This is a genomic window from Afipia massiliensis (assembly GCF_014203115.1).
GTDB lineage: Bacteria > Pseudomonadota > Alphaproteobacteria > Rhizobiales > Xanthobacteraceae > Afipia > Afipia massiliensis.
The window spans coordinates 236943-255925 of the sequence record NZ_JACHIJ010000004.1; the positions used below are offsets into that span (position 1 = coordinate 236943).

Sequence of the window (18983 nt, forward strand, 5' to 3'; positions counted from 1 at the left end):
AGATAATTGAACCATCCAATTGATAGCATTTACGTAGACGGCTCTAACGTTGTTAAATCACATGTCCGTTCTGACGATAAGACTGCACATCGTCGAAATATTTCTAGCGTTAGCGTAGCACGCAACACAGATCTATCTGGCCAATTCGCCGGAATCTACATCCGGTCGCTGCAAGCAAATTTTGATCTTGATACGGGCGACACGACGACCGCCGATAACGGCGCAACGTGTATCATCGACTCGGAAGGCAACCGCTTTAAGATTGTAGCGGGCTCCGGCAACGTCACGTCCGACGACGTGTCCAATGAAAGCGACGTGGCCGGTGCCACGGTGACGGACGCGCTTAACGCGCTCAAGACCGGGCAGCGTGAAGTGCTGCCAGGCAATCGAACGTATTATGTCGCGCCTTCTGGGTCGGGAGGGTCGGATGGTAACGATGGACTGACGGCCCTTACCCCATTTCTGACGCTTCAGAAGGCGTGGAATACAATTCTCATCCTGGATTTGTATGGGTTTGTCGCAACCATCCAGATTGCCGATGGCACGTACACTTCTGGGGTATCCTCGGCGTTCGCTCCCGTCGGTGGCATCGTTGTCATTCAGGGCAATTCCGGAACGCCAGCGAACGTGCTGATCAGCGCAACAAGCGCCAATGCCTTCAACTTTACCGGCCTGCCCAAGAACGTTACTATCAAGGACCTCAAGGTTCAGACCACGACGTCGGGCGTCGGAATACGCGCATCCGATAAGGGCGTGACAGTCTCATTCTCCAATATTAATTTTGGAGCGTGCGCGACCCAACATATTCAGGTTGCAAGCGGTGGAACCGTTTCAGCTATAGGCAACTACAGCATCTCAGGCGGTTCGGTGAATCATGTGCGAGTCGATGGAGCTGGGTCCCAATTCAATGGATCCACAATCGCCGTCACGCTAACGGGCACTCCAAATTTCGCGCACTCGTTCACATGGGGTTTCAGCGCATCGGTTCAGAATTGGTTTAGCTGGACGTTCACCGGGACCGCGACTGGCTCCCGCTACTCGGTAGAGAGCAACGCGCTGGTCAACACCTTCGGCGGTGGCGCGAGCTATTTTCCCGGAAATTCCGCGGGCAGTGGCACCAATTCAGGAACCAGCCCCTACGGGCTCTATCTGTGAGGCCTATGAAATGATCGAGTGGTACTGGAGACGGGGGCATACTCCCGCGCTGTCGCAGTCGTCCCGAATCGAGCGAGCCGCCTCCGGAGGCTTTCCCAGATCCAACGAGAACAATGACCAATAAGGCTGCCTAAAGATACGTTGCGGGCGGCGTGATCGTCCTATTTGATCGCGCCAAGGCTATCCGCCATCACCGACGTTTTAATCGTTGAGGGGTCAACTTTGTAACGTGCACCCCACGCGACGAGATTCTTCGGTCGATAATTTTTATCACGCCTCCATCGCTCAAACACAGATCCATCTATGGATTCGTTGATACTGCGGCGAGTGGTTTTTCCATCATCTTGAGGAATTTGGCTGATCTCGCGCCAGAACCGTCGCGAGATATACTTGTAAAATCCCTTCCCGAACTCTGCGTAAGAATCCGTGATTGGACATGCGCAGTCCTCATCTCCCACATCGACCTGATTTCGGAAAACCAAACCGCTCTTGGCCGCTTTTTCCATGAGCCAGTTTAAGGGCAATTGCGCTAAGAGATCGTTCGCGTAACCACCGCCCACATTTCCATGCGCTCCAACAAACCATCGTTGTTCGCATTGGTCGAACGGACGGGGACTGACTGGATTTTTTTCTTCCGATGGACGGTCGTAAGTCCACAACGTAGGCGCAAAGTTTCGACGGTTCTCGTCGATTGCTATGGCATGATAAGCATTTTTGTATGGTTTCCGCAGACCCGTATGAATAAACAAAGCCTTCGATTTGCTTATCGCGCCAACGGTGTCCCAAACGCCGATAAATTCGATATTTATAGGCCGAGAATATTTAAGCAGCCAATTGTCTTCTCTGGTTAGTTTATCTTTGGCCGAACCCGTGTATCCGGCCATGTCTCTAATCGTGCGTTCTCCACCCACCTTATACCTATCGTACAATTGCCTCAGCGAAAGCGGAGCGCCAGGTGTCAGCAATCCAAATTTTGCAACTAGTCCTGCTAAACCCCGCGCTGTGTAGGCGCCACGACTAAAACCGAAAATGAAGACGTCGTCTCCATCCTCGTAGTGTTCGGCTAGCCAACCATATGCATCGATAATTGCGTCATCCATGCCGTAGCCAACTATCCCTCCGCGAACACTTTCGCCCTTTTTTGTACCCAAGCCCGTGTTGTAATAAATAAGTTGCTGAGTGCCATCTGACGCAACCGGCGCGCATAAGGATTTCAGACGCCAAACGTTTGTGTTGTCAGTAAGCTTATTCCAAGTGCCATCGATAAAAATGGCTATGCGCTTTTTGGGCACTATAAATTCCTCAATGAAAAACTTGCCAGCGTATCGGGGATGACTTATTTATCCTTTTTCGCATCCTTTTCCTTTTGCGAGGCCCATGCTTTGAGCGCGTCAACGACAGGTGCGCCTTTAACGACAGTGGCTGAAATAACCGCCGCGACTTCCCCGCCCGCCCCTGCAAAATGACAAAGCATTACACCGAGCGCGAACAAGCCGGAGTCGAAGCCTCGCTCGCAAATCTCAGAATGTGATTTGGTCCACCAACTTCGCAGGCCACCTGCAACCGACAACGCGGCGTTTACTGCGGGGGATTCCTTTGCCGCATCCATCAATAAAAGATCTATCGCCGTGACAAGGGATTGCGTCGCATCCTTCATGTCCCGATAGCTTTGGACCTCCCGATCCCAGTTTTCTTTTGCCGGTTCGGAGTTGGGAATTTGACGAGAAAGAATGCTTATTTTTTCATCCAGCATAGCGATAAATGATCCGGAAGTGACCTTTATCGTTACGCTGTTGGACCGGATGGCGGCGACAATCTGACGTGCAACAGGAGTCGTCGGCCTCGGATCGTGGCCACTCTCCTGTTCTACATTTTGTTGTTCTGCGGATGACCCGCTACTTTCAGAAACGCCTCCCGTCTGCTGCTCATCCTGCGGAATAGGTTCATCGGGATCATACCCAAGCAGACCCGAATTTACGTATTCGGCGATCAGTTCTTCTATGACTTCCTCTTTGAACTGCTCGAAGGCCACAGGATTTAACGGGGCTGTGGCACGAAATTTGTAATTGTTCTTTTGAACAACAATATTGCCCTCCTTATCAAGGCTGAGCAGCAAAAGCGGCGGTTTGGGAGCTGTAGTCGGGGACGACCTTACTGCCGCTCGCGCTGCAGCAGCCGGGGGCGGGGCCTGAGCGATTTGGATTCCAGGAAGGTGAGCCAGCGGCGGGCCGCCTTGAACGGCACGCGGAGGAGGAGATTGCGTAGCTGAGGCAGCAATCTGAACCTCTTGCACAATTGCGTTTGCCGTTTGAACCGCAGCGCCTACCCGCGGCACAATGTTTTGCGCCCATGCTCGCGTATGGCGGACTAACAACTCCAAATGTGCTTTGGCACGAGCGAGAGCCTCAGCCTTTTCTGTCTCCACTCTGTGACGCTCAGACCGCAGCCGATCGGCTGTTAACTTCAATCGATTTTCGAAAGAATCGGCCATATCAAAACTCGAATCTAAGTAGAAAACGACAAAAGTGTCCGAAAATTAGCTTGCTGTCAAAAAAGCTAAAGTAGCTCTCATTGCGGGCGAAGTTATGCAACACTGATCTACACAGCATTGGTAAATCGCTACTGCGACCATTATCACCCACGGCCATCGCACCGCAGCGATTCTGGCGGCTGGGATAGGTATAGAAATTATTTCGTTGACGGGAGTCAATCTGACTTGGAGTGGCGGGCTCTTCTCGCGTCCTGCCTGAGTTTCCATTCGCGATAACTGTCTTGTTTTTCCTTGGGTTCATCCAGACCGCTGATTTTATCGAGTGCGAGATCAATAGCCTTTTTGTCCCATTTACGCGTGCTTCCGACGGAGTTCGGAATAATCCCGGCCATGACCCACTTCACGAAGGTAGGAGTTGAAACGCCGAGATAAGCTGCGGCAGCCTTTTGCGTTAGAAGTCGCGGCGGCGTCTCATCGGTCATTGCTGGCGCGGCTTCAGATTGCGCTTGCGTGGTTTCTTTGCCAACAACTTCTCCAAACGCTTCATCGCCTGATACTGAGATGGCGGTGCCTTCATAGTGTATGAGACTTTCCGCCCTGCTCGGTTCGCTTCCAATATCGCTTTGATATCATCTTCACTGAATACCAAGTCGCGCCCAAATACCGAACACGCTCCAATCTTTCGAGCTGCTTTTGCAAGCGTACGCGGCTTCACCTTTATGTATTCGGCCGCTTCATGGAGACTGCGAAATATTGGTGTCTTAGTTGGTTCTTCGGCATTCATTTCGTCGGTCATCGGCGCGTCCTTTGTTGTGAGACGCACGTTAGTGAACACACACAACCGAACATGCCAACAATAATTCTTCACCGATATTCGGTGCAGACGTTCATGCTTCAACCCAAAATCGGTTGCAGAAATGACTTGCGAACGTGTCTGTCGATGGCATCGTATCGTCGGGCCAAGAACCCAAACAGCTAAATCGAAGTAGCGCTCTTTTGTATTGTGTATGCGGCCAGTGTTGGCCGGGGGCGGACGTGCTGTCCAGACCGCTAGGTTAAAAGCGTCCGGCTTGCTCGCTGGCAAGTTCTTAGCCCCCGGCTGCTGCGTCCGTCTCGCAGCGTGGCCCTAAGAAGCCGAACCAGTGAGTCAATCACATGCACAACAACGCACCGGGTATTGAAGAGCTAGCAACAACGCGTCGGCAGATTTTGAGCAGCTACGACGAAAGCCAGCTTGATCGATTGCTAGCTGTGGAGGCCGCAATTATCACAGCGCCACACGCCACAGACGCCGACAGACAGATTAAACGCGACATTTTCTACGAAAATGGCGAACCGGATTTTGCGGACCGCTTCATACAAAAACTGGCTCTGAGCCTCTGCTGATAACCAAGCCTCCTTCGGGAGGCTTCTTCTTTTTGGGGAACGAAAATGACACTGGCTCTAGCTGCCAACGATAACTGGCCTCTTTTTCTTGAACGAACACAAGCGGCAGATTTCTGCGGGCTGAGCAAACAAACATTCGATTCCTGGGTGCGGAAAGGAATTTTGCCAAAATCGATGGCAGGCACGCGAAGATGGAGTCGGCTCGCTATCGAGCGAGCAGCAGTTAACGGCAAAGAGCAACCTTACTCTGAACAGTCTCCCTTTACGGAATGGAAACAGTCAAATGCGCGTTAGAATGCGAGGCGTAAACACGGTGCGGGCAACCCTCGCTTCTGGTCAGCGCGCAATCTATTACTATCACCGCGCCACAGGCGTTCGCTTGGATGGCAAGCCCGGTTCCCCGGAGTTTATTTTAACTTTTGCATCAGCCGAAGAAAAAACTCGCAATCGGAATACCGGAAATCTATCCAGCCTGTTTCGCGATTTCGAAAACACCAAGCAATGGCGCCGACTCGCAGAGAGCACGAAATCGGAATACAAAAGGGTATTTAAATTCTGGGACGCCGAATACGGCACCTGCCCCTACCGTGCGTTGGAGGATAAAGCATTTCGGGCGGACGTTATAAAATGGCACGACCGATTTTCTGAAACCAAGCCGCGTGAAGCCGACAATAGAGTCAGTGTGCTCGCAAGAGTTCTGTCATGGGCCGCAAAGGATGGTCCGCTAAAGGTCAACATCCTTGATGGATTTGAACGGGCTTACTCCAGCGACCGTTCCGAAATCATTTGGTTGCCAGAACATGTCGAAGCATTTCTGGCCGTTGCTTCGCCCGAGATGCAACTTGCGATGGCACTCGCCCTACACACAGGCCAGCGTCAAGGCGATATCCTGCGCTTCGCTTGGTCAGCATACAATGGGTCTGCAATTTCAATTCGTCAGGGGAAAGCGAAACGACTCGGCAAAATTCCTCCGCCGATACTCGTGCCTTGCACCAGAGCCCTCAAAGTCACCTTGGATAACGCACCACGGCGCGCAGCGGTTATCCTCACGACGAAAACCGGTCTCGCATTCAAGAAGCGATACTTTGCCGCGCAGTGGGAAGAGACCTGCAAGGCCGCAGGGATATCAGAGTTACATTTTCACGATATCAGGGGAACCACGGTAACGTTGCTAGCCGAGTCCGGCTGCACTCTTCCAGAAATCGTATCGATCACCGGCCATTCGCTTCGTACGGCTCAGGTCATCATCGAAAAGTATTTAAAGCGAACAAGCAAACTCGCCGCCAGCGCGGTCGCCAAGTTTGAGAACGTTTTGGAAACAGATTTTGCAAAACGGCCTGCAAAACAGACCTAGCAAATCACTGCTAAGTAATGGCGCGCCCGAAGAGATTCGAACTCCTGACCCCCAGATTCGTAGTCTGGTGCTCTATCCAGCTGAGCTACGGGCGCGCATTTCGCGGGTTAAGGAGCCCCGAGGGCCCGCCGCGAAAGAGCGCCATAGCTACCGGCTCCGGGATCGCTTTGCAAGATCGATACGGCATCGATTTCTGGCCAAAATGGCAGTTTTTCAGCCCCGGGCCCGCGCATCCCGCAGCCGGTGAAGCTCCACGGCGCGATCCGGAATCATGATTCGGAAGGTTGCCCCGAGGGTGCCGTCCACCAAGCTCAGCTCGCCGCCGTGAGCACGCACCAGTTCCGCCGCAATCGCAAGCCCGAGCCCGGTACCACCGTCCCGCGACGAGCCCTGAAACGCTTCAAATAGGTGCGCCTTTGCCTTTTCCGGGATACCCGGACCCGTATCCGAGATTTCGAGGATGGTCACCGCACCCTCGCGCCGGCCGGTGACACGAATCTGCCGCGCAACCCCGGCGCCGGATTTTTCGCTCTCGAGCGCCTGCGCGGCGTTGCGGACCAGATTGAGCAGCACGCGGAACAACTGATCCGGGTCGGCATCCACGGTGAGCCCGCGCTCAATGGCGTTGATCCATTCGATCGAGGTATCGGATGCAAGCCCGGCCGATTCGCGCACCTCGTTGATAACCGGCTCGATCGGGACCATGCGCCGGTCGGGCGCGGCTTCCTGCGCCTTGCCATAGGAAAGAGTCGACTGGCAGAACGCGATGGCGCGCTCCAGCGAGCGCATCAGCTTCGGCGCGAACCGCTGCACGCGTGGATCGGGCACACTGGCGAGCTGGTCGGACAAAAGTTGCGACGACGCCAGCAGGTTGCGCAGATCGTGGTTGATCTTTGAGACCGCGAGGCCGAGCGCGGCGAGATGGCTCTTCTGATGCAGCATCGACACCAGATCGCGCTGCATGTCGGAGAGTTCGCGCTCCGCGACGCCGATTTCGTCGGTGCGTTTCGACGGCTCGATGATCCGCGCGGTGCTTTCCGGATTCTCGTGGAAGGCGACGAGATTGGCGGTGACCCGCCGCATCGGCCGCACGAACAGGTGATGCAGGGCGTAATAGATCAGGCCCGCGGTAATGCTGGTCATGACCAGCGACAACAACAACACGTTGCGCGAGAAGCGGAACATCGCATCGCGCAGCGGCTTCTCATCGACCACCACTTCGATGAACTGTCCGCTACCGGGTGCCGGACCCAGAATGCGCATGACCTCGTCGCCGCTGTCAAGCATGACCCGGAACGCATCGAAGATGGCCGATCCGACACCGATCTCGCGCATGTCGACGTCGTGGTCGATTTTTTTCGGCATGTCCGCCGCCGCCAGCAGTCGGCGCTGCTGGCCGCTCTTGATGGCCACGGCCCGCGCCCCGATGCTGGCGAGAATCTGCCGCGCCAGCGCATCCGGAACCATGCCGCTCGGCGCGGCGTCCAGCACCAGCGCGGCGGTATTCGCGGCCGCCAGCCGGTCGTTGAGCCGGTTCACCCGGAAGTTGGCGATGGAGGGAACGTAGATCAGGATTTCGACGATCAGGATCAACGGAATCGTCAGCAACAGCAGCTTTCCGGACAGCCCGAAACGCAGCCCCGGCGGGGGCTTTGCCATTGTCCGATCAGGTTCCTGGCCGGATACCGCCATTGATCGATCGCCCACCCTCTATATAGATTTGCCGCCGCAGGATGCGCCCGCTGGCGACCGGGGTCAAACCCCCGGAACTGTTATGATTTAAGCACGCGGCGGCGCCATGCGACTTATGCGCCAGACCAAACCCCAAGATTGACGAAAACAGACCGCTCCCGTATAAGCCGCGCCAACTGTCCTCGATGGCCCGGCTTGACCGGGCCGGTTCATTTTGGACCGAAATTGGTCCACTTCAGGGCCGACATCGCAGGATTTCATCTCATTTATCGGCGAATTGCCTTCGACGACACCGTCGAACGAGCCATTCGGCAGCGGAGAACGACCGTGAAGCGGACCTATCAACCCAGCAAACTGGTGCGCAAGCGCCGTCACGGCTTCCGTGCCCGTCTCGCGACCGCCGGCGGCCGCAAGGTTCTCGCCGCCCGCCGCGCGCGTGGCCGCAAGCGTCTGAGCGCCTGAGCGGACCTCACCCGAGACCCTTTCCCATGCGCCGGTTGAGATCATGGACCGGTTAAGGCAGCGCGCGGATTTCGTCGCCGCGGCCAGTGGACCGCGCATGGCCAGCCCTGCCTTTGTGGTGCAAAGCCGCCCGCGCGACGACGCCGGCCCGGTCCGCGTCGGTTTTACCGTTACCAAAAAAGTCGGCACCGCGACGGAGCGCAACCGCGTCCGCCGCAGGCTTCGCGAATTGGTGAAGCGGCTGGACGTCATATCCATGCGACCGCACCATGATTATGTGATAGTGGGCCGTCGAGCCGCGCTGGACCGCGGCTTTGAAACCATGTTCAACGATCTGCGCTCGGCGCTCAGCCGCCTCGAGCGACAGCCGCCAAGACAGCCCAGCGACCCAAAGCCACACGCCAATTCCCGAACCCGCTCGAGCGAATGACGAGACCTGAACGATGATCGAAAATCGCAACACCATCCTCGCCGTCATCCTGTCGGGCCTTGTGCTGATCGCGTGGCAGTACATCTACAATATCCCGCAGATGGAAAAGCAGCGCGCCGCGCAGCAGGCCGAACTGGCGCAAAAGCAGGCCGCCAATCCCGCGACGACTGCGCCGGGCGCGACCCCAACTCCCGGAACCACGCCCACGGCTCCCGCGCAGCAGGCCGGCGCACCGACGACACCTGCGGCAGCGGCCGCGCCTGTGCAGCCCCGGCCCACCGTGATCGCGGCCTCGCCGCGCGTGAAGATCGAAACGCCCAGCATCAGCGGCAGCATCGCGCTGACCGGCGCGCGCATCGACGACGTCGCGCTGGTGAAATTCCGCGAGACCGTCGATCCGAAGTCGCCGGCCATCGAGCTGTTCTCGCCGTCGGGCACCAAGGAGCCGTTCTACGCCGAGTTCGGGTTCGTGCCTTCGGCAGGCTCCACGGTCAAAATGCCGACCAAGGACACCGTCTGGACGCAGGAAGGCACGGGCGCGCTGACGCCGGCGAAGCCGGTCACACTGAGCTGGAACAACGGCCAGGGCCTCACCTTCAAGCGCACCATTTCGATCGACGACAAGTACCTGTTCACGATCAAGGACGACGTGTCCAACGTCGGCGACGCTCCGGTTACGCTGTATCCGTTCGGCCTGATTTCGCGTCACGGCGTACCGCCGGTGTCGGGCTACTACATCCTGCATGAAGGCCTGATCGGCGTTCTCGGCGAGAAGGGCCTGCAGGAATACGGTTACAAGGCCATCGACGAGGCGAAGGCGGTCGAGTTCAAGGTCACCAATGCGTGGCTCGGCATCACCGACAAGTATTGGGCCGGCACGCTGCTGCCGAGCCCGAAGGCCAACGTTCAGGCGCGCTTCTCGTCGAACCTCGTCGGTACGCTGCGCACCTATCAGACCGATTACCTGCTCGACCCATTGACGGTTGCGATCGGCGGCACGGCCACGACCACGACCAATCTGTTCGCCGGCGCCAAGGAAAACGCCGTGGTCGACACCTACGACAGGCAGCTCAGCCTCAACAAGTTCGACCGCCTGATCGACTGGGGCTGGTTCTACTTCATCACCAAGCCGATGTTCTTCCTGATCGACTGGTTCTTCCACATCGTCGGCAACTTCGGCGTCGCGATCCTCGCAGTAACGGTGCTGGTCAAGCTTGTGTTCTTCCCGCTCGCCAGCAAGTCCTATGCGTCGATGGCGAAGATGAAGGCCGTGCAGCCGCAGCTCGCCGCGTTGAAGGACAAGTATCCCGACGACAAGGTGAAGCAGCAACAGGAAATGATGGAGATCTACAAGAAGGAGAAGATCAACCCGATCGCGGGCTGTCTTCCGATTCTGATCCAGATCCCGGTGTTCTTCTCGCTCTACAAGGTTCTGTTCGTCACCATCGAAATGCGGCATGCGCCGTTCTTCGGCTGGATCAGGGATCTGTCGGCGCCGGACCCGACCAACCTGTTCAACCTGTTCGGCCTGCTGGCGTTCGATCCGACGCAGCTTCCGGTTCTCGGCTACTACCTGCATCTCGGCATCTGGCCGATCATCATGGGCATCACGATGTGGGTCCAGATGAAGCTGAACCCGACGCCGCCGGATCCGACGCAGAAGATGATCTTCGACTGGATGCCGCTGATCTTCACCTTCATGCTTGCGGGCTTCCCCGCCGGTCTCGTGATCTACTGGGCCTGGAACAACCTGCTCTCGGTGCTACAGCAGGGCTACATCATGAACAAGAACGGCGCGAAAATCGAACTGTTCGACAACATCAAGACGACCTTCGCCGGTTCGAAGAAAACCACCTGACGTCTTTGCAATTCCAGCGCCCGGCGAACCGCCGGGCGTCTCATATCCGAGTGCCTTCGCATGACCGATAAAACCGATGCGGAGCTGATCGAAGCCGGGCGAAAGATCTTCGCCGGCGACTGGCAATTTTTCTGGGCCTCGCCATCGATCGAAGCACTGCCGCCGATGAAGGGCGTCGAAGTCGCTTTCGCCGGCCGCTCCAACGTCGGCAAGTCCAGCCTCATCAATGCGCTGACGGGCCGCAACGGGCTGGCGCGCACCTCGCATACGCCGGGGCGCACGCAAGAGCTGATCTTCTTCGAAGGCCCGACGCCTGCGGACGGCAAGGACGCGGGGCTTCGGCTGGTGGACATGCCGGGCTACGGCTACGCCTCCGCCCCGAAAACCAAGGTCGCCTCGTGGACCATGCTGATTCACAAATTCCTGCAGGGCCGCGCCAATCTCGCCCGTGTTTACGTGCTGATCGACTCGCGCCACGGCTTCAAGGACGTCGACCACGACGTGCTGAAGACGCTCGACAAATCTGCAGTGAGCTATCAGGTGGTGCTGACCAAATCCGATCAGGTCAAGAAAGCCGAACTTGAAGAAACACTCACAGCGACCATCGCCGCGCTCTCCAAGCATCCGGCGGCGTTTCCGGAGGTGCTGGTGACATCGTCGCGCACCGGCAACGGCATGCCCGAGTTACGCGCCGCCATGATCCGCCTGCTCAGGGAGCGAGTTTAGGGCATGATCCCGAAAAGCATGCCCTCGGGCTTGACCCGTGGGTGGGCACCGGTTTTCGGATAAGAACATGCCCGACCGGAAGGAAAAATAATGACCCAGAATGGCGTATTGCGGCTTGCCGTTGTTCTTGCCGGGCTGATGGGCGCGGCCGGTGTGGTGCTGGCGGCGGCGTCCGCCCACCAGCCCGATGCGTCGCGACTGGCCTCCGCCTCGTCGATGCTGCTGTTCCACGCTAGCGCCGTGATCGGCGCGGCGCTGCTGACCGGGCACGGCATCGCCCAGCGGCACCTCGGCCTGACCGCGACCTGTGGCTTCATCGTGGGCGCGGCGCTGTTCGCGGGCGATCTGGCGATGCGCCAGTATGCTGGTCACGGATTGTTCACAATGGCAGCACCAACCGGCGGCACGCTGCTGATCCTGAGCTGGCTGGTGCTGGCAATCGCCGCCGCCTGGCCGCGCCGCGCGGGCTGACTTGCGCCCGCGGCGCTTTGCACGCCTCGCGCCAATCGGCTAAACCCTCGGCCAAATCTTCGCCAGCCCGCCGCGTGAACGAGAATTCTCCATGATGGATCTGCCGCCAAATATCAGCCCGCAGGATCAGGCCCGCATCCTGTCGGAAGCTCTGCCGCACATGCAGCAGTACGACGAAGAAACCATTGTCATCAAATACGGCGGCCACGCCATGGGCGAGGAAAACCTCGCCCGGCAGTTCGCCCGCGATATCGTTTTGCTGGAGCAGACTGCGATCAATCCCGTGGTGGTGCACGGCGGCGGACCGCAGATCGCGGCGATGCTGACCCGGCTCGGCATCAAGTCGGAATTCGCATCCGGCCTGCGCATCACCGATGCGGCGACCATCGAGATCGTCGAGATGGTGCTGGCGGGATCGATCAACAAGCAGATCGTCAGCCACATCAACGAAGCCGGCGGAAAGGCCGTGGGCCTGTGCGGCAAGGACGGCAACATGGTGACCGCCACCAAGGCGACCCGCACCATGGTCGATCCCGGCTCCAACATCGAAAAGGTGGTGGACCTCGGCTTCGTCGGCGAACCCGACAAGGTGGATCTCACGCTGCTCAACCAGCTCATCGGCTATGAGCTGATCCCGGTGCTGGCGCCGCTGGCGTCGTCCGCCAACGGCCAGACCTTCAACGTCAACGCCGACACGTTCGCAGGTGCCGTCGCCGGCGCGCTGAAGGCCAAGCGCCTGCTGCTGCTGACCGACGTGCCAGGCGTACTCGACAAGTCGAAGAAGCTCATTCCCGAACTGTCGATCAAGGACGCACGCAAGCTGATCGCCGACGGCACGATCTCGGGCGGCATGATCCCGAAGGTCGAGACCTGCATCTATTCGCTGGAAGCCGGTGTCGAGGGCGTGGTGATCATCGACGGCAAGACGCCGCACGCGGTGCTGCTCGAACTGTTCACCAATCAGGGCACGGGAACGCTGATCCACAAGTGATACGGCCAAAACAATTCCCTCGCGATGTCGTCCCCGCGAAAGCGGGGACCCACCTTTCTTCCAGCGAACGGTCCGGGAAACAAAAGCATCGATGAGCATGATGCGAAGTCTATGGCGCACCGTGGGTCCCCGCTTTCGTGGGGACGACAGCAAAACCACTGTGGCCGCCGCCGCGCTTTTCCTCTCCGCGATACCGACGCTGCTTTCCGGCACCCCCGCCCACGCCGACCTGAAGCTCTGCAATCGCATGAGCTACGTGGTCGAAGCCGCCATCGGCATCGACGACAAATCCGCTACCGCGACGCGCGGCTGGTTCCGGATTGATCCGGCCGCCTGCCGCGTTGTGGCGCAGGGCAACATCACGGCGGAGCGCATTCTCCTCCATGCGCGATCCTTGCCAGTCTACGGCGCATCGCCCGCGCCGCAGAACGGCACCGACAATCTCTGCATCGCGCCGAAGGACTTCGTGATTGCCGGACGACAGTGCCGCGGCAGCCAGACCGCCGTGCCTTTCACCGAGATCAAGCCGAGCATTGGCGAGGACGGCCATCAGGTCGCGTATCTCGCCGAAGGCGCGGAGTATGACGACGAGCAGGCGCGGCTGGCCGCGATCCAGCGACTGCTGGTGATCGCAGGCTATGACGCAGCCCCCATCGACGGCGTCGACGGCCGGAAGACGCAAAACGCGCTGACCGCGTTCCTGAAGGCGCGCGGCCTCGGCGCGGACGCGGTGCAGGCTCCGAATTTCTTCGAGACCATGATCGCCGCGGTGGAAACGCCGTCCGCGACCGGCCTGACCTGGTGCAACGATACACAGTACCGCGTGATGGCCTCCATCGCCACCGACGACGGCAAGGCCGTCACCAGCCGCGGCTGGTATCGCATCGAGCCCGGCAAGTGCTTACATCCCGATGTGACGGGACAGCCGCGTCGGATTTTCAGTTTCGCGGAGGCGGTCGACAGCAACGGCCGCACCATCAAGATCAACAGCCGGCCGCTGAACTGGGGCGGTTCTAACATGCTCTGCACCCGTGAAGCGCAGTTCGAATTCACCGAACAGGGCGATTGCGGCCCGCGCGGACTGAATGCGAGCGGCTACGAGCGCGTCGATATGACCGCAGGCGCCGGCAAAACAATCCGGTTCGGAATGCCATGACAGACAAAGACAAACGCAGCTTCTCCCATGTCGAGACGTGGGTGTTCGATCTCGACAACACGCTCTACCCGCATCACGTCAATCTGTGGCAGCAGGTCGACGTGCGCATCCGCGATTTCGTCGCGCAGTATCTCAATGTCCCGAAGGACGAAGCCTTCAAGATTCAGAAAGACTATTATCGCCGCTACGGCACCACCATGCGCGGCATGATGACCGAGCACGGCCTGCGCGCCGACGACTTCCTCGCCTATGTCCATGAAATCGACCACTCGCCGCTCGAACCCAATCCCGCCATGGGCGCGGCGATCGAAAAACTTCCCGGCCGCAAGCTGATCCTCACCAACGGCTCGCGCGCCCACGCCGGCAAGGTGCTGGAACGCCTCGGCATCGCGAAGAATTTCGAGGACGTGTTCGACATCGTCGCCGCCGAACTCGAGCCGAAGCCCGCGCGGCAAACCTATATGAAGTTCCTCAAGCTGCACGGCGTCGATCCTGCGAAGGCTGCGATGTTCGAGGATCTCGCGCGCAACCTGGTGACGCCGCACGATCTCGGCATGACCACCGTTCTGGTGGTGCCCGACGGCACCAAAAGCGTGGTCCGCGAGGACTGGGAGCTGGAAGGCCGCGACGCCGCCTATGTCGATCACATCACCGACGATCTGACGGGATTTTTGGCGGCGATAAGGGCTCGATAAAAACACCCCACCCGACTGGCCTTCGGCCAGCCACCCTCCCCATCGAGGGGAGGGATAAGAATGCGGCGACAGCAGTTTCTTTCTTGTCCCTCCCCCTTGTGGGGAGGGTCGGCGCAAAGCGCGGGGGTGGGGGTGCAATCCCAACTGCGATTGCGCGCCAAAAGCCTGCTGCCGCAGCTTGACTAAGGGTCTCCAAACCCGACAAAAGGTATGCAGAATGTCAACAAATGCGGCCCCCTTTATAGTTGTATCACCGCACTCCCCAAGGATTCTCAATGTCTCTCTCCGCGCTTGAAACCACGCTGAATGCCGCTTTTGAGGCCCGCGATACCGTCAACGCCAATACCAAGGGCGAGGTGCGCGACGCCGTGGAGCTGGCGCTCGACCTGCTCGACAAGGGCGAGGCCCGCGTCGCCGAGCGGCAGGCGGACGGACAGTGGAAAGTCAATCAGTGGCTGAAGAAGGCGGTGCTGCTGTCGTTCCGCCTCAACGACATGTCGCCGATCACCGGCGGCCCCGGCGGCGCGCAGTGGTGGGACAAGGTGCCATCGAAGTTCGCCGACTGGGGCGAGAACCGTTTCCGCGAAGCCGGCTTCCGCGCCGTGCCGGGCGCCATCGTGCGCCGCTCTGCTCATATTGCGAAGAACGTCGTGCTGATGCCGTCGTTCGTCAATCTCGGCGCCTACGTCGATGAAGCGACCATGATCGATACCTGGTCCACCGTCGGCTCATGCGCCCAGATCGGCAAGCGCGTCCACATCTCGGGCGGCGTCGGCATCGGCGGCGTGCTTGAGCCGCTGCAGGCAGGCCCCGTCATCATCGAGGACGACTGCTTCATCGGCGCGCGCTCGGAAGTCGCCGAAGGCGTCATCGTGCGCAAGGGCGCGGTGCTGGCGATGGGCGTGTTCCTAGGCGCATCGACCAAGATCGTCGACCGCGAAACCGGCGAAACGTTCATCGGCGAAGTGCCGGAATATTCGGTGCTGGTGCCGGGCTCATTGCCGGGCAAGCCGCTGAAGAATGGTCAGCCCGGCCCGAACACGGCCTGCGCCGTGATCGTCAAGCGCGTCGACGAGCGGACCCGCTCCAAGACCAGCATCAACGAATTGCTGCGAGACTGAGATGTGACGAGGAGCACCGTCACATCTTCGATGTCATTGCCGGGCTTTACCCGGCAATCCCGACAAATGAAGTACGGTGCTAACGTAATCGAGATCACCGGGACGAGCCCGGTGATGACACATCCGGAAACCTGATGTCGACCGACGCCCTCTCCATCGCCCGCGATCTTTTGCGCTGTCCGTCCGTCACACCGGCGGATGCCGGCGCGCTCGGTGTGCTGGAAAAATTGCTGGGCGATGCCGGTTTCGAGGTACATCGCGTCACCTTCTCCGAGCCCGGCGCGGCCGACATCGATAATCTCTATGCCCGCATCGGCACGGCAGGTCCGCATATCACCTTCGCCGGTCACACCGACGTGGTGCCGCCGGGCGACGCGACCGCATGGACGCACGATGCGTTCGCAGGTGACGTCAAGGACGGCATACTGTACGGGCGCGGCGCGGTGGACATGAAAGGCGGCATCGCCTGCTCCGTCGCCGCCACGCTTGACTACCTCGCCGCGAACGGTGGTCAGCCAAAGGGCTCGATCTCGTTTCTGATCACCGGCGACGAGGAAGACGTCGCCGTCAACGGCACCGTCAAGCTGCTGAAATGGGCGGCGGAGCGCGGCGAAAAGTTCGACCATTGCGTGCTCGGCGAGCCCAGTAATGTCAACGAGATGGGCGACACCATCAAGACCGGGCGGCGCGGCTCGCAATCCGGTACGCTGATCGTCGATGGCGCGCAGGGCCATGTCGCCTATCCGCATCGTGCGTCGAATCCCGTTCCCGACATCGCAGCATTGATCGCCGCATTGAGCGGCGATCCTCTCGACAAGGGCACCGATCACTTCCAGCCGTCGAACCTCGAATTCACATCGGTCGATGTCGGCAATCCGGCCTGGAACGTCATCCCCGCGCAGGCGCGGGCGCGTTTCAACATTCGCTACAACGATTGCCACACCCGCGAGTCGCTGCGCGCGCTGATCGAGGAGCGCGTCGTCAAGGCAAGCGGAAATCGCATCAAGGCGCAGATCGCCTGGGAGCCGTCGAATGCTGACGTGTTCCGGACCAAGCCGGGACCGTTTACCGATCTCGTGATCGCGGCCATCGAAGACGTGACCGGGCGCAAGCCCGAGCTGAACACCGGCGGCGGCACCTCCGACGCGCGATTCATCACGCACTATTGCCCGGTGCTGGAATTCGGCCTTGTCGGCCAGACCATGCACCAGATCGACGAGCGCACGCCGGTGTCCGATCTCGACAAGCTCACGAAAATCTATCGCGGTGTGCTGGATCGCTACTTCGCATGAACGCTGAAAACATGAGCGGTCACGTTATCATCCTCACCGCTATCGATACCGAATTGAACAAGGCGCGCGCGCCGGAAGGCGTCGAAGTGATCTATACCGGCGTCGGCAAGGTGAATGCCGCAAGCATCGCGACGCTGGCAGTGATGGCGCTGCAGCCGAAGCTCATCGTCAACTACGGCACCGCCGGCAAGATCGCGCACATCCACAACGGCCTTGTGGAGGTCGCGCACACTGTTCAGCGCGACATGGCGGCGATGCCGCTGGCGCCGCGTGGGCGCACGCCGTTCTCGCCGGAAATGGACCGGCTGTCGTCCGGGCACGGCAGTGTTGTCTGCGGCACCGGCGACAGTTTCGTCACGTCGGTCGATCCGTGGCTGGTCGAGAACAACATCGACATCGTCGACATGGAGCTGTTCGCGATCGCTCATGTCTGCCAGCGCCATGGCGTGCCGTGGCGGGCGTTCAAGTTCATCACCGACGCCGCCGATGAAAACGCCGCCGACCACTGGAACGAAAACGTTGCCAATGGCGAGGATTTGTTCTGGGATGTGATGAAGACGCTATCGTAACGGGGGATGCCCATGCAACGCCGCAACATCAACGCCGCCGACGCCCCGCAACCCTTCGGCTACGCACAGGTCTGCGAGATCAGCGGCGCGCAGCGCCTCGCCTTCGTCAGCGGACAGATCCCGCAAACCGTGGACGGCACCGTTCCGGAGACGTTCGAGGCGCAGTGCCGGCTGATCTGGGCCAATATCGAAAGCCAGCTCAAGGCTGTCGACATGACCCTCGCCGATGTCGTCAAGGTCACGGTGTTTCTGTCGGACCGGAAATATGCGCTGGAGAACCGTACCGTTCGCCAAAGCGTCCTCGGCACCCTTGCCCCGGCCATGACGGTGATCATCGCCGGCATTTTCGACAGCAAGTGGCTGCTGGAAATCGAAGCGACCGCTGCGGCTTAAGCGCTAATACTCGACCCGCACCAGATAAAGCCCGTCCGGCGGCGCGACGGGGCCGCACGCGGCCCGATCACGCGCATCGAGCGCGCGCCGCATGTCGTCAGCGTTCCAGCGCCCGTGACCGACCCACACCAATGAGCCGACCATCGAGCGCACCTGGCTGTGCAGGAACGATCGCGCCGAGGTGACGATGTTGACGTCGTCGCCGTCGCGCATCACGTCGAGCGCATCGAGCGTCTTCTCCGGCGATTTCGCCTGACATTCGGTATCTCGGAAGGTCGTGAAGTCGTGCTTGCCGACCAGCGCCTGTGCGGCTTCCTGCATGGCTTCGACATTCAGCGGCCGCGCCACGCGCCACGCATGCCCGACCTTGAGCGCGAGATTGGCCCGGTGATTGACGATCCGGTAAATGTAATGGCGCTTGGTCGCCGAGAACCGCGCATCAAACGTCTCCGGCACGATCTCCGCCGACAGCACGCCGATGGGGTTCGGCCGCAGATGCGCATTGAGCGCATCACGCACACGGTCCGCTTTATAGTCCTTCACGAGATCGATATGCGCGACCTGTCCGAGCGCATGCACACCCGCGTCGGTGCGGCCCGCACCGTTGACGCGGACATCGCCACCGGTCATGGCCTTTACGGCGACCTCCAGTGCGCCCTGCACCGTGGGACCGTTGTCCTGATACTGCCAGCCGCAGTAGGGCGTGCCGTCATACTCGATAATGAGCTTGTAGCGCGGCAT

General features: G+C 59.5%; 21 protein-coding genes and 1 tRNA gene. 15 read left to right on the plus strand and 7 right to left on the minus strand.

Annotation, left to right across the window (positions count from 1 at the left end; translation table 11 throughout):
* Window positions 1-6 precede the first annotated feature (6 nt).
* Window positions 7-1155, plus strand: coding sequence for a hypothetical protein (locus tag HNQ36_RS14930; RefSeq protein ID WP_184086372.1), 1149 nt, complete (start codon window positions 7-9; stop codon window positions 1153-1155).
* Window positions 1156-1316: 161 nt separating this feature from the next.
* Here HNQ36_RS14930 and HNQ36_RS14935 read toward each other — a convergent pair whose 3' ends face one another.
* From HNQ36_RS14935 to HNQ36_RS14950, 4 genes are all read right to left on the minus strand, one after another.
* Window positions 1317-2447 carry a T6SS phospholipase effector Tle1-like catalytic domain-containing protein gene (locus tag HNQ36_RS14935; RefSeq protein WP_347339972.1) on the minus strand — a complete coding sequence of 377 codons (1131 nt, stop codon included), beginning with the start codon at window positions 2445-2447 and terminating at the stop codon, window positions 1317-1319.
* Window positions 2448-2491: 44 nt separating this feature from the next.
* Complete coding sequence (locus HNQ36_RS14940; RefSeq protein ID WP_184086374.1) at window positions 2492-3646, minus strand: hypothetical protein; 1155 nt, start codon at window positions 3644-3646, stop codon at window positions 2492-2494.
* Window positions 3647-3861: 215 nt separating this feature from the next.
* Window positions 3862-4128, minus strand: coding sequence for a helix-turn-helix transcriptional regulator (locus tag HNQ36_RS14945; RefSeq protein ID WP_184086376.1), 267 nt, complete (start codon window positions 4126-4128; stop codon window positions 3862-3864).
* The gene (locus tag HNQ36_RS14950; protein WP_184086378.1) at window positions 4125-4442 is read right to left on the minus strand and encodes a MerR family transcriptional regulator; all 318 of its coding nucleotides are present in this window, start codon (window positions 4440-4442) and stop codon (window positions 4125-4127) included. The genes HNQ36_RS14945 and HNQ36_RS14950 overlap by 4 nt, the downstream gene beginning before the upstream one ends.
* A gap of 359 nt (window positions 4443-4801) precedes the next feature.
* Between HNQ36_RS14950 and HNQ36_RS14955 the strand changes: the two genes are divergently transcribed.
* Together HNQ36_RS14955 and HNQ36_RS14965 are read left to right on the plus strand one after the other, a co-directional pair.
* Window positions 4802-5032, plus strand: a complete 231-nt coding sequence (locus tag HNQ36_RS14955) for a hypothetical protein (RefSeq protein WP_184086380.1) — start codon at window positions 4802-4804, stop codon at window positions 5030-5032.
* A gap of 283 nt (window positions 5033-5315) precedes the next feature.
* The gene (locus HNQ36_RS14965; RefSeq protein ID WP_210312046.1) at window positions 5316-6386 is read left to right on the plus strand and encodes a tyrosine-type recombinase/integrase; all 1071 of its coding nucleotides are present in this window, start codon (window positions 5316-5318) and stop codon (window positions 6384-6386) included.
* A gap of 18 nt (window positions 6387-6404) precedes the next feature.
* Here HNQ36_RS14965 and HNQ36_RS14970 read toward each other — a convergent pair.
* Window positions 6405-6481: transfer RNA gene (locus tag HNQ36_RS14970), tRNA-Arg, on the minus strand.
* 118 nt (window positions 6482-6599) lie between these two features.
* Window positions 6600-8078: an ATP-binding protein gene (locus HNQ36_RS14975; RefSeq protein WP_430641371.1), complete on the minus strand. Its 1479-nt coding sequence runs from the start codon at window positions 8076-8078 to the stop codon at window positions 6600-6602.
* A gap of 327 nt (window positions 8079-8405) precedes the next feature.
* Between HNQ36_RS14975 and rpmH the strand changes: the two genes are divergently transcribed.
* The 12 genes from rpmH (at window position 8406) to HNQ36_RS15035 (ending at window position 18242) form a co-directional block, all read left to right on the plus strand.
* Entirely contained in the window at window positions 8406-8540 is a 135-nt protein-coding gene (gene rpmH / locus HNQ36_RS14980) for a 50S ribosomal protein L34 (RefSeq protein ID WP_008542748.1), read from the plus strand.
* A 43-nt stretch (window positions 8541-8583) separates the two neighbouring features.
* A complete protein-coding gene (gene rnpA / locus HNQ36_RS14985) occupies window positions 8584-8970 on the plus strand; it encodes a ribonuclease P protein component (RefSeq protein WP_184086388.1) in 387 nt (128 codons plus the stop codon).
* 13 nt (window positions 8971-8983) lie between these two features.
* The gene (gene yidC, locus HNQ36_RS14990; RefSeq protein WP_184086390.1) at window positions 8984-10828 is read left to right on the plus strand and encodes a membrane protein insertase YidC; all 1845 of its coding nucleotides are present in this window, start codon (window positions 8984-8986) and stop codon (window positions 10826-10828) included.
* A 60-nt stretch (window positions 10829-10888) separates the two neighbouring features.
* Window positions 10889-11554, plus strand: a complete 666-nt coding sequence (yihA, locus tag HNQ36_RS14995; RefSeq protein ID WP_184086392.1) for a ribosome biogenesis GTP-binding protein YihA/YsxC — start codon at window positions 10889-10891, stop codon at window positions 11552-11554.
* Window positions 11555-11644: 90 nt separating this feature from the next.
* A complete protein-coding gene (locus HNQ36_RS15000) occupies window positions 11645-12025 on the plus strand; it encodes a DUF423 domain-containing protein (RefSeq protein ID WP_184086394.1) in 381 nt (126 codons plus the stop codon).
* A 94-nt stretch (window positions 12026-12119) separates the two neighbouring features.
* Window positions 12120-13016, plus strand: coding sequence for an acetylglutamate kinase (argB, locus tag HNQ36_RS15005; RefSeq protein WP_046829630.1), 897 nt, complete (start codon window positions 12120-12122; stop codon window positions 13014-13016).
* 91 nt (window positions 13017-13107) lie between these two features.
* A complete protein-coding gene (locus tag HNQ36_RS15010; RefSeq protein WP_246395393.1) occupies window positions 13108-14172 on the plus strand; it encodes a DUF1036 domain-containing protein in 1065 nt (354 codons plus the stop codon).
* Complete coding sequence (locus HNQ36_RS15015) at window positions 14169-14867, plus strand: pyrimidine 5'-nucleotidase (protein ID WP_184086396.1); 699 nt, start codon at window positions 14169-14171, stop codon at window positions 14865-14867. The genes HNQ36_RS15010 and HNQ36_RS15015 overlap by 4 nt, the downstream gene beginning before the upstream one ends.
* A 275-nt stretch (window positions 14868-15142) precedes the next feature.
* Window positions 15143-15988 (plus strand): 2,3,4,5-tetrahydropyridine-2,6-dicarboxylate N-succinyltransferase, encoded by an 846-nt coding sequence (gene dapD, locus HNQ36_RS15020; RefSeq protein WP_184086398.1) that lies wholly within the window; start codon window positions 15143-15145, stop codon window positions 15986-15988.
* Between the two features lie 134 nt (window positions 15989-16122).
* On the plus strand, window positions 16123-17280 hold the full coding sequence (gene dapE, locus HNQ36_RS15025; protein WP_184086401.1) for a succinyl-diaminopimelate desuccinylase: 1158 nt from the start codon (window positions 16123-16125) through the stop codon (window positions 17278-17280).
* 11 nt (window positions 17281-17291) lie between these two features.
* Window positions 17292-17849, plus strand: a complete 558-nt coding sequence (locus HNQ36_RS15030; protein WP_184086403.1) for a phosphorylase family protein — start codon at window positions 17292-17294, stop codon at window positions 17847-17849.
* A gap of 12 nt (window positions 17850-17861) precedes the next feature.
* The gene (locus tag HNQ36_RS15035; protein WP_184086404.1) at window positions 17862-18242 is read left to right on the plus strand and encodes a RidA family protein; all 381 of its coding nucleotides are present in this window, start codon (window positions 17862-17864) and stop codon (window positions 18240-18242) included.
* Window positions 18243-18245: 3 nt separating this feature from the next.
* On the opposite strand, the gene truA is transcribed toward HNQ36_RS15035, so the two are convergent.
* Window positions 18246-18983, minus strand: a complete 738-nt coding sequence (gene truA / locus HNQ36_RS15040; RefSeq protein WP_184086406.1) for a tRNA pseudouridine(38-40) synthase TruA — start codon at window positions 18981-18983, stop codon at window positions 18246-18248.

Bases quoted from the DNA above. Each gene is read 5' to 3' on its own strand.
- HNQ36_RS14940 (WP_184086374.1), bottom strand. From the start codon at position 3,646: ATGGCCGATTCTTTCGAAAATCGATTGAAGTTAACAGCCGATCGGCTG.
- HNQ36_RS14945 (WP_184086376.1), bottom strand. From the start codon at position 4,128: ATGACCGATGAGACGCCGCCGCGACTTCTAACGCAAAAGGCTGCCGCA.
- HNQ36_RS14950 (WP_184086378.1), bottom strand. From the start codon at position 4,442: ATGACCGACGAAATGAATGCCGAAGAACCAACTAAGACACCAATATTT.
- HNQ36_RS14955 (WP_184086380.1), top strand. From the start codon at position 4,802: ATGCACAACAACGCACCGGGTATTGAAGAGCTAGCAACAACGCGTCGG.
- HNQ36_RS14965 (WP_210312046.1), top strand. From the start codon at position 5,316: ATGCGCGTTAGAATGCGAGGCGTAAACACGGTGCGGGCAACCCTCGCT.
- HNQ36_RS14975 (WP_430641371.1), bottom strand. From the start codon at position 8,078: ATGGCGGTATCCGGCCAGGAACCTGATCGGACAATGGCAAAGCCCCCG.
- rnpA (WP_184086388.1), top strand. From the start codon at position 8,584: ATGGACCGGTTAAGGCAGCGCGCGGATTTCGTCGCCGCGGCCAGTGGA.
- yidC (WP_184086390.1), top strand. From the start codon at position 8,984: ATGATCGAAAATCGCAACACCATCCTCGCCGTCATCCTGTCGGGCCTT.
- yihA (WP_184086392.1), top strand. From the start codon at position 10,889: ATGACCGATAAAACCGATGCGGAGCTGATCGAAGCCGGGCGAAAGATC.
- HNQ36_RS15000 (WP_184086394.1), top strand. From the start codon at position 11,645: ATGACCCAGAATGGCGTATTGCGGCTTGCCGTTGTTCTTGCCGGGCTG.
- argB (WP_046829630.1), top strand. From the start codon at position 12,120: ATGGATCTGCCGCCAAATATCAGCCCGCAGGATCAGGCCCGCATCCTG.
- HNQ36_RS15010 (WP_246395393.1), top strand. From the start codon at position 13,108: ATGAGCATGATGCGAAGTCTATGGCGCACCGTGGGTCCCCGCTTTCGT.
- HNQ36_RS15015 (WP_184086396.1), top strand. From the start codon at position 14,169: ATGACAGACAAAGACAAACGCAGCTTCTCCCATGTCGAGACGTGGGTG.
- dapD (WP_184086398.1), top strand. From the start codon at position 15,143: ATGTCTCTCTCCGCGCTTGAAACCACGCTGAATGCCGCTTTTGAGGCC.
- dapE (WP_184086401.1), top strand. From the start codon at position 16,123: ATGTCGACCGACGCCCTCTCCATCGCCCGCGATCTTTTGCGCTGTCCG.
- HNQ36_RS15030 (WP_184086403.1), top strand. From the start codon at position 17,292: ATGAGCGGTCACGTTATCATCCTCACCGCTATCGATACCGAATTGAAC.
- HNQ36_RS15035 (WP_184086404.1), top strand. From the start codon at position 17,862: ATGCAACGCCGCAACATCAACGCCGCCGACGCCCCGCAACCCTTCGGC.
- truA (WP_184086406.1), bottom strand. From the start codon at position 18,983: ATGCCGCGCTACAAGCTCATTATCGAGTATGACGGCACGCCCTACTGC.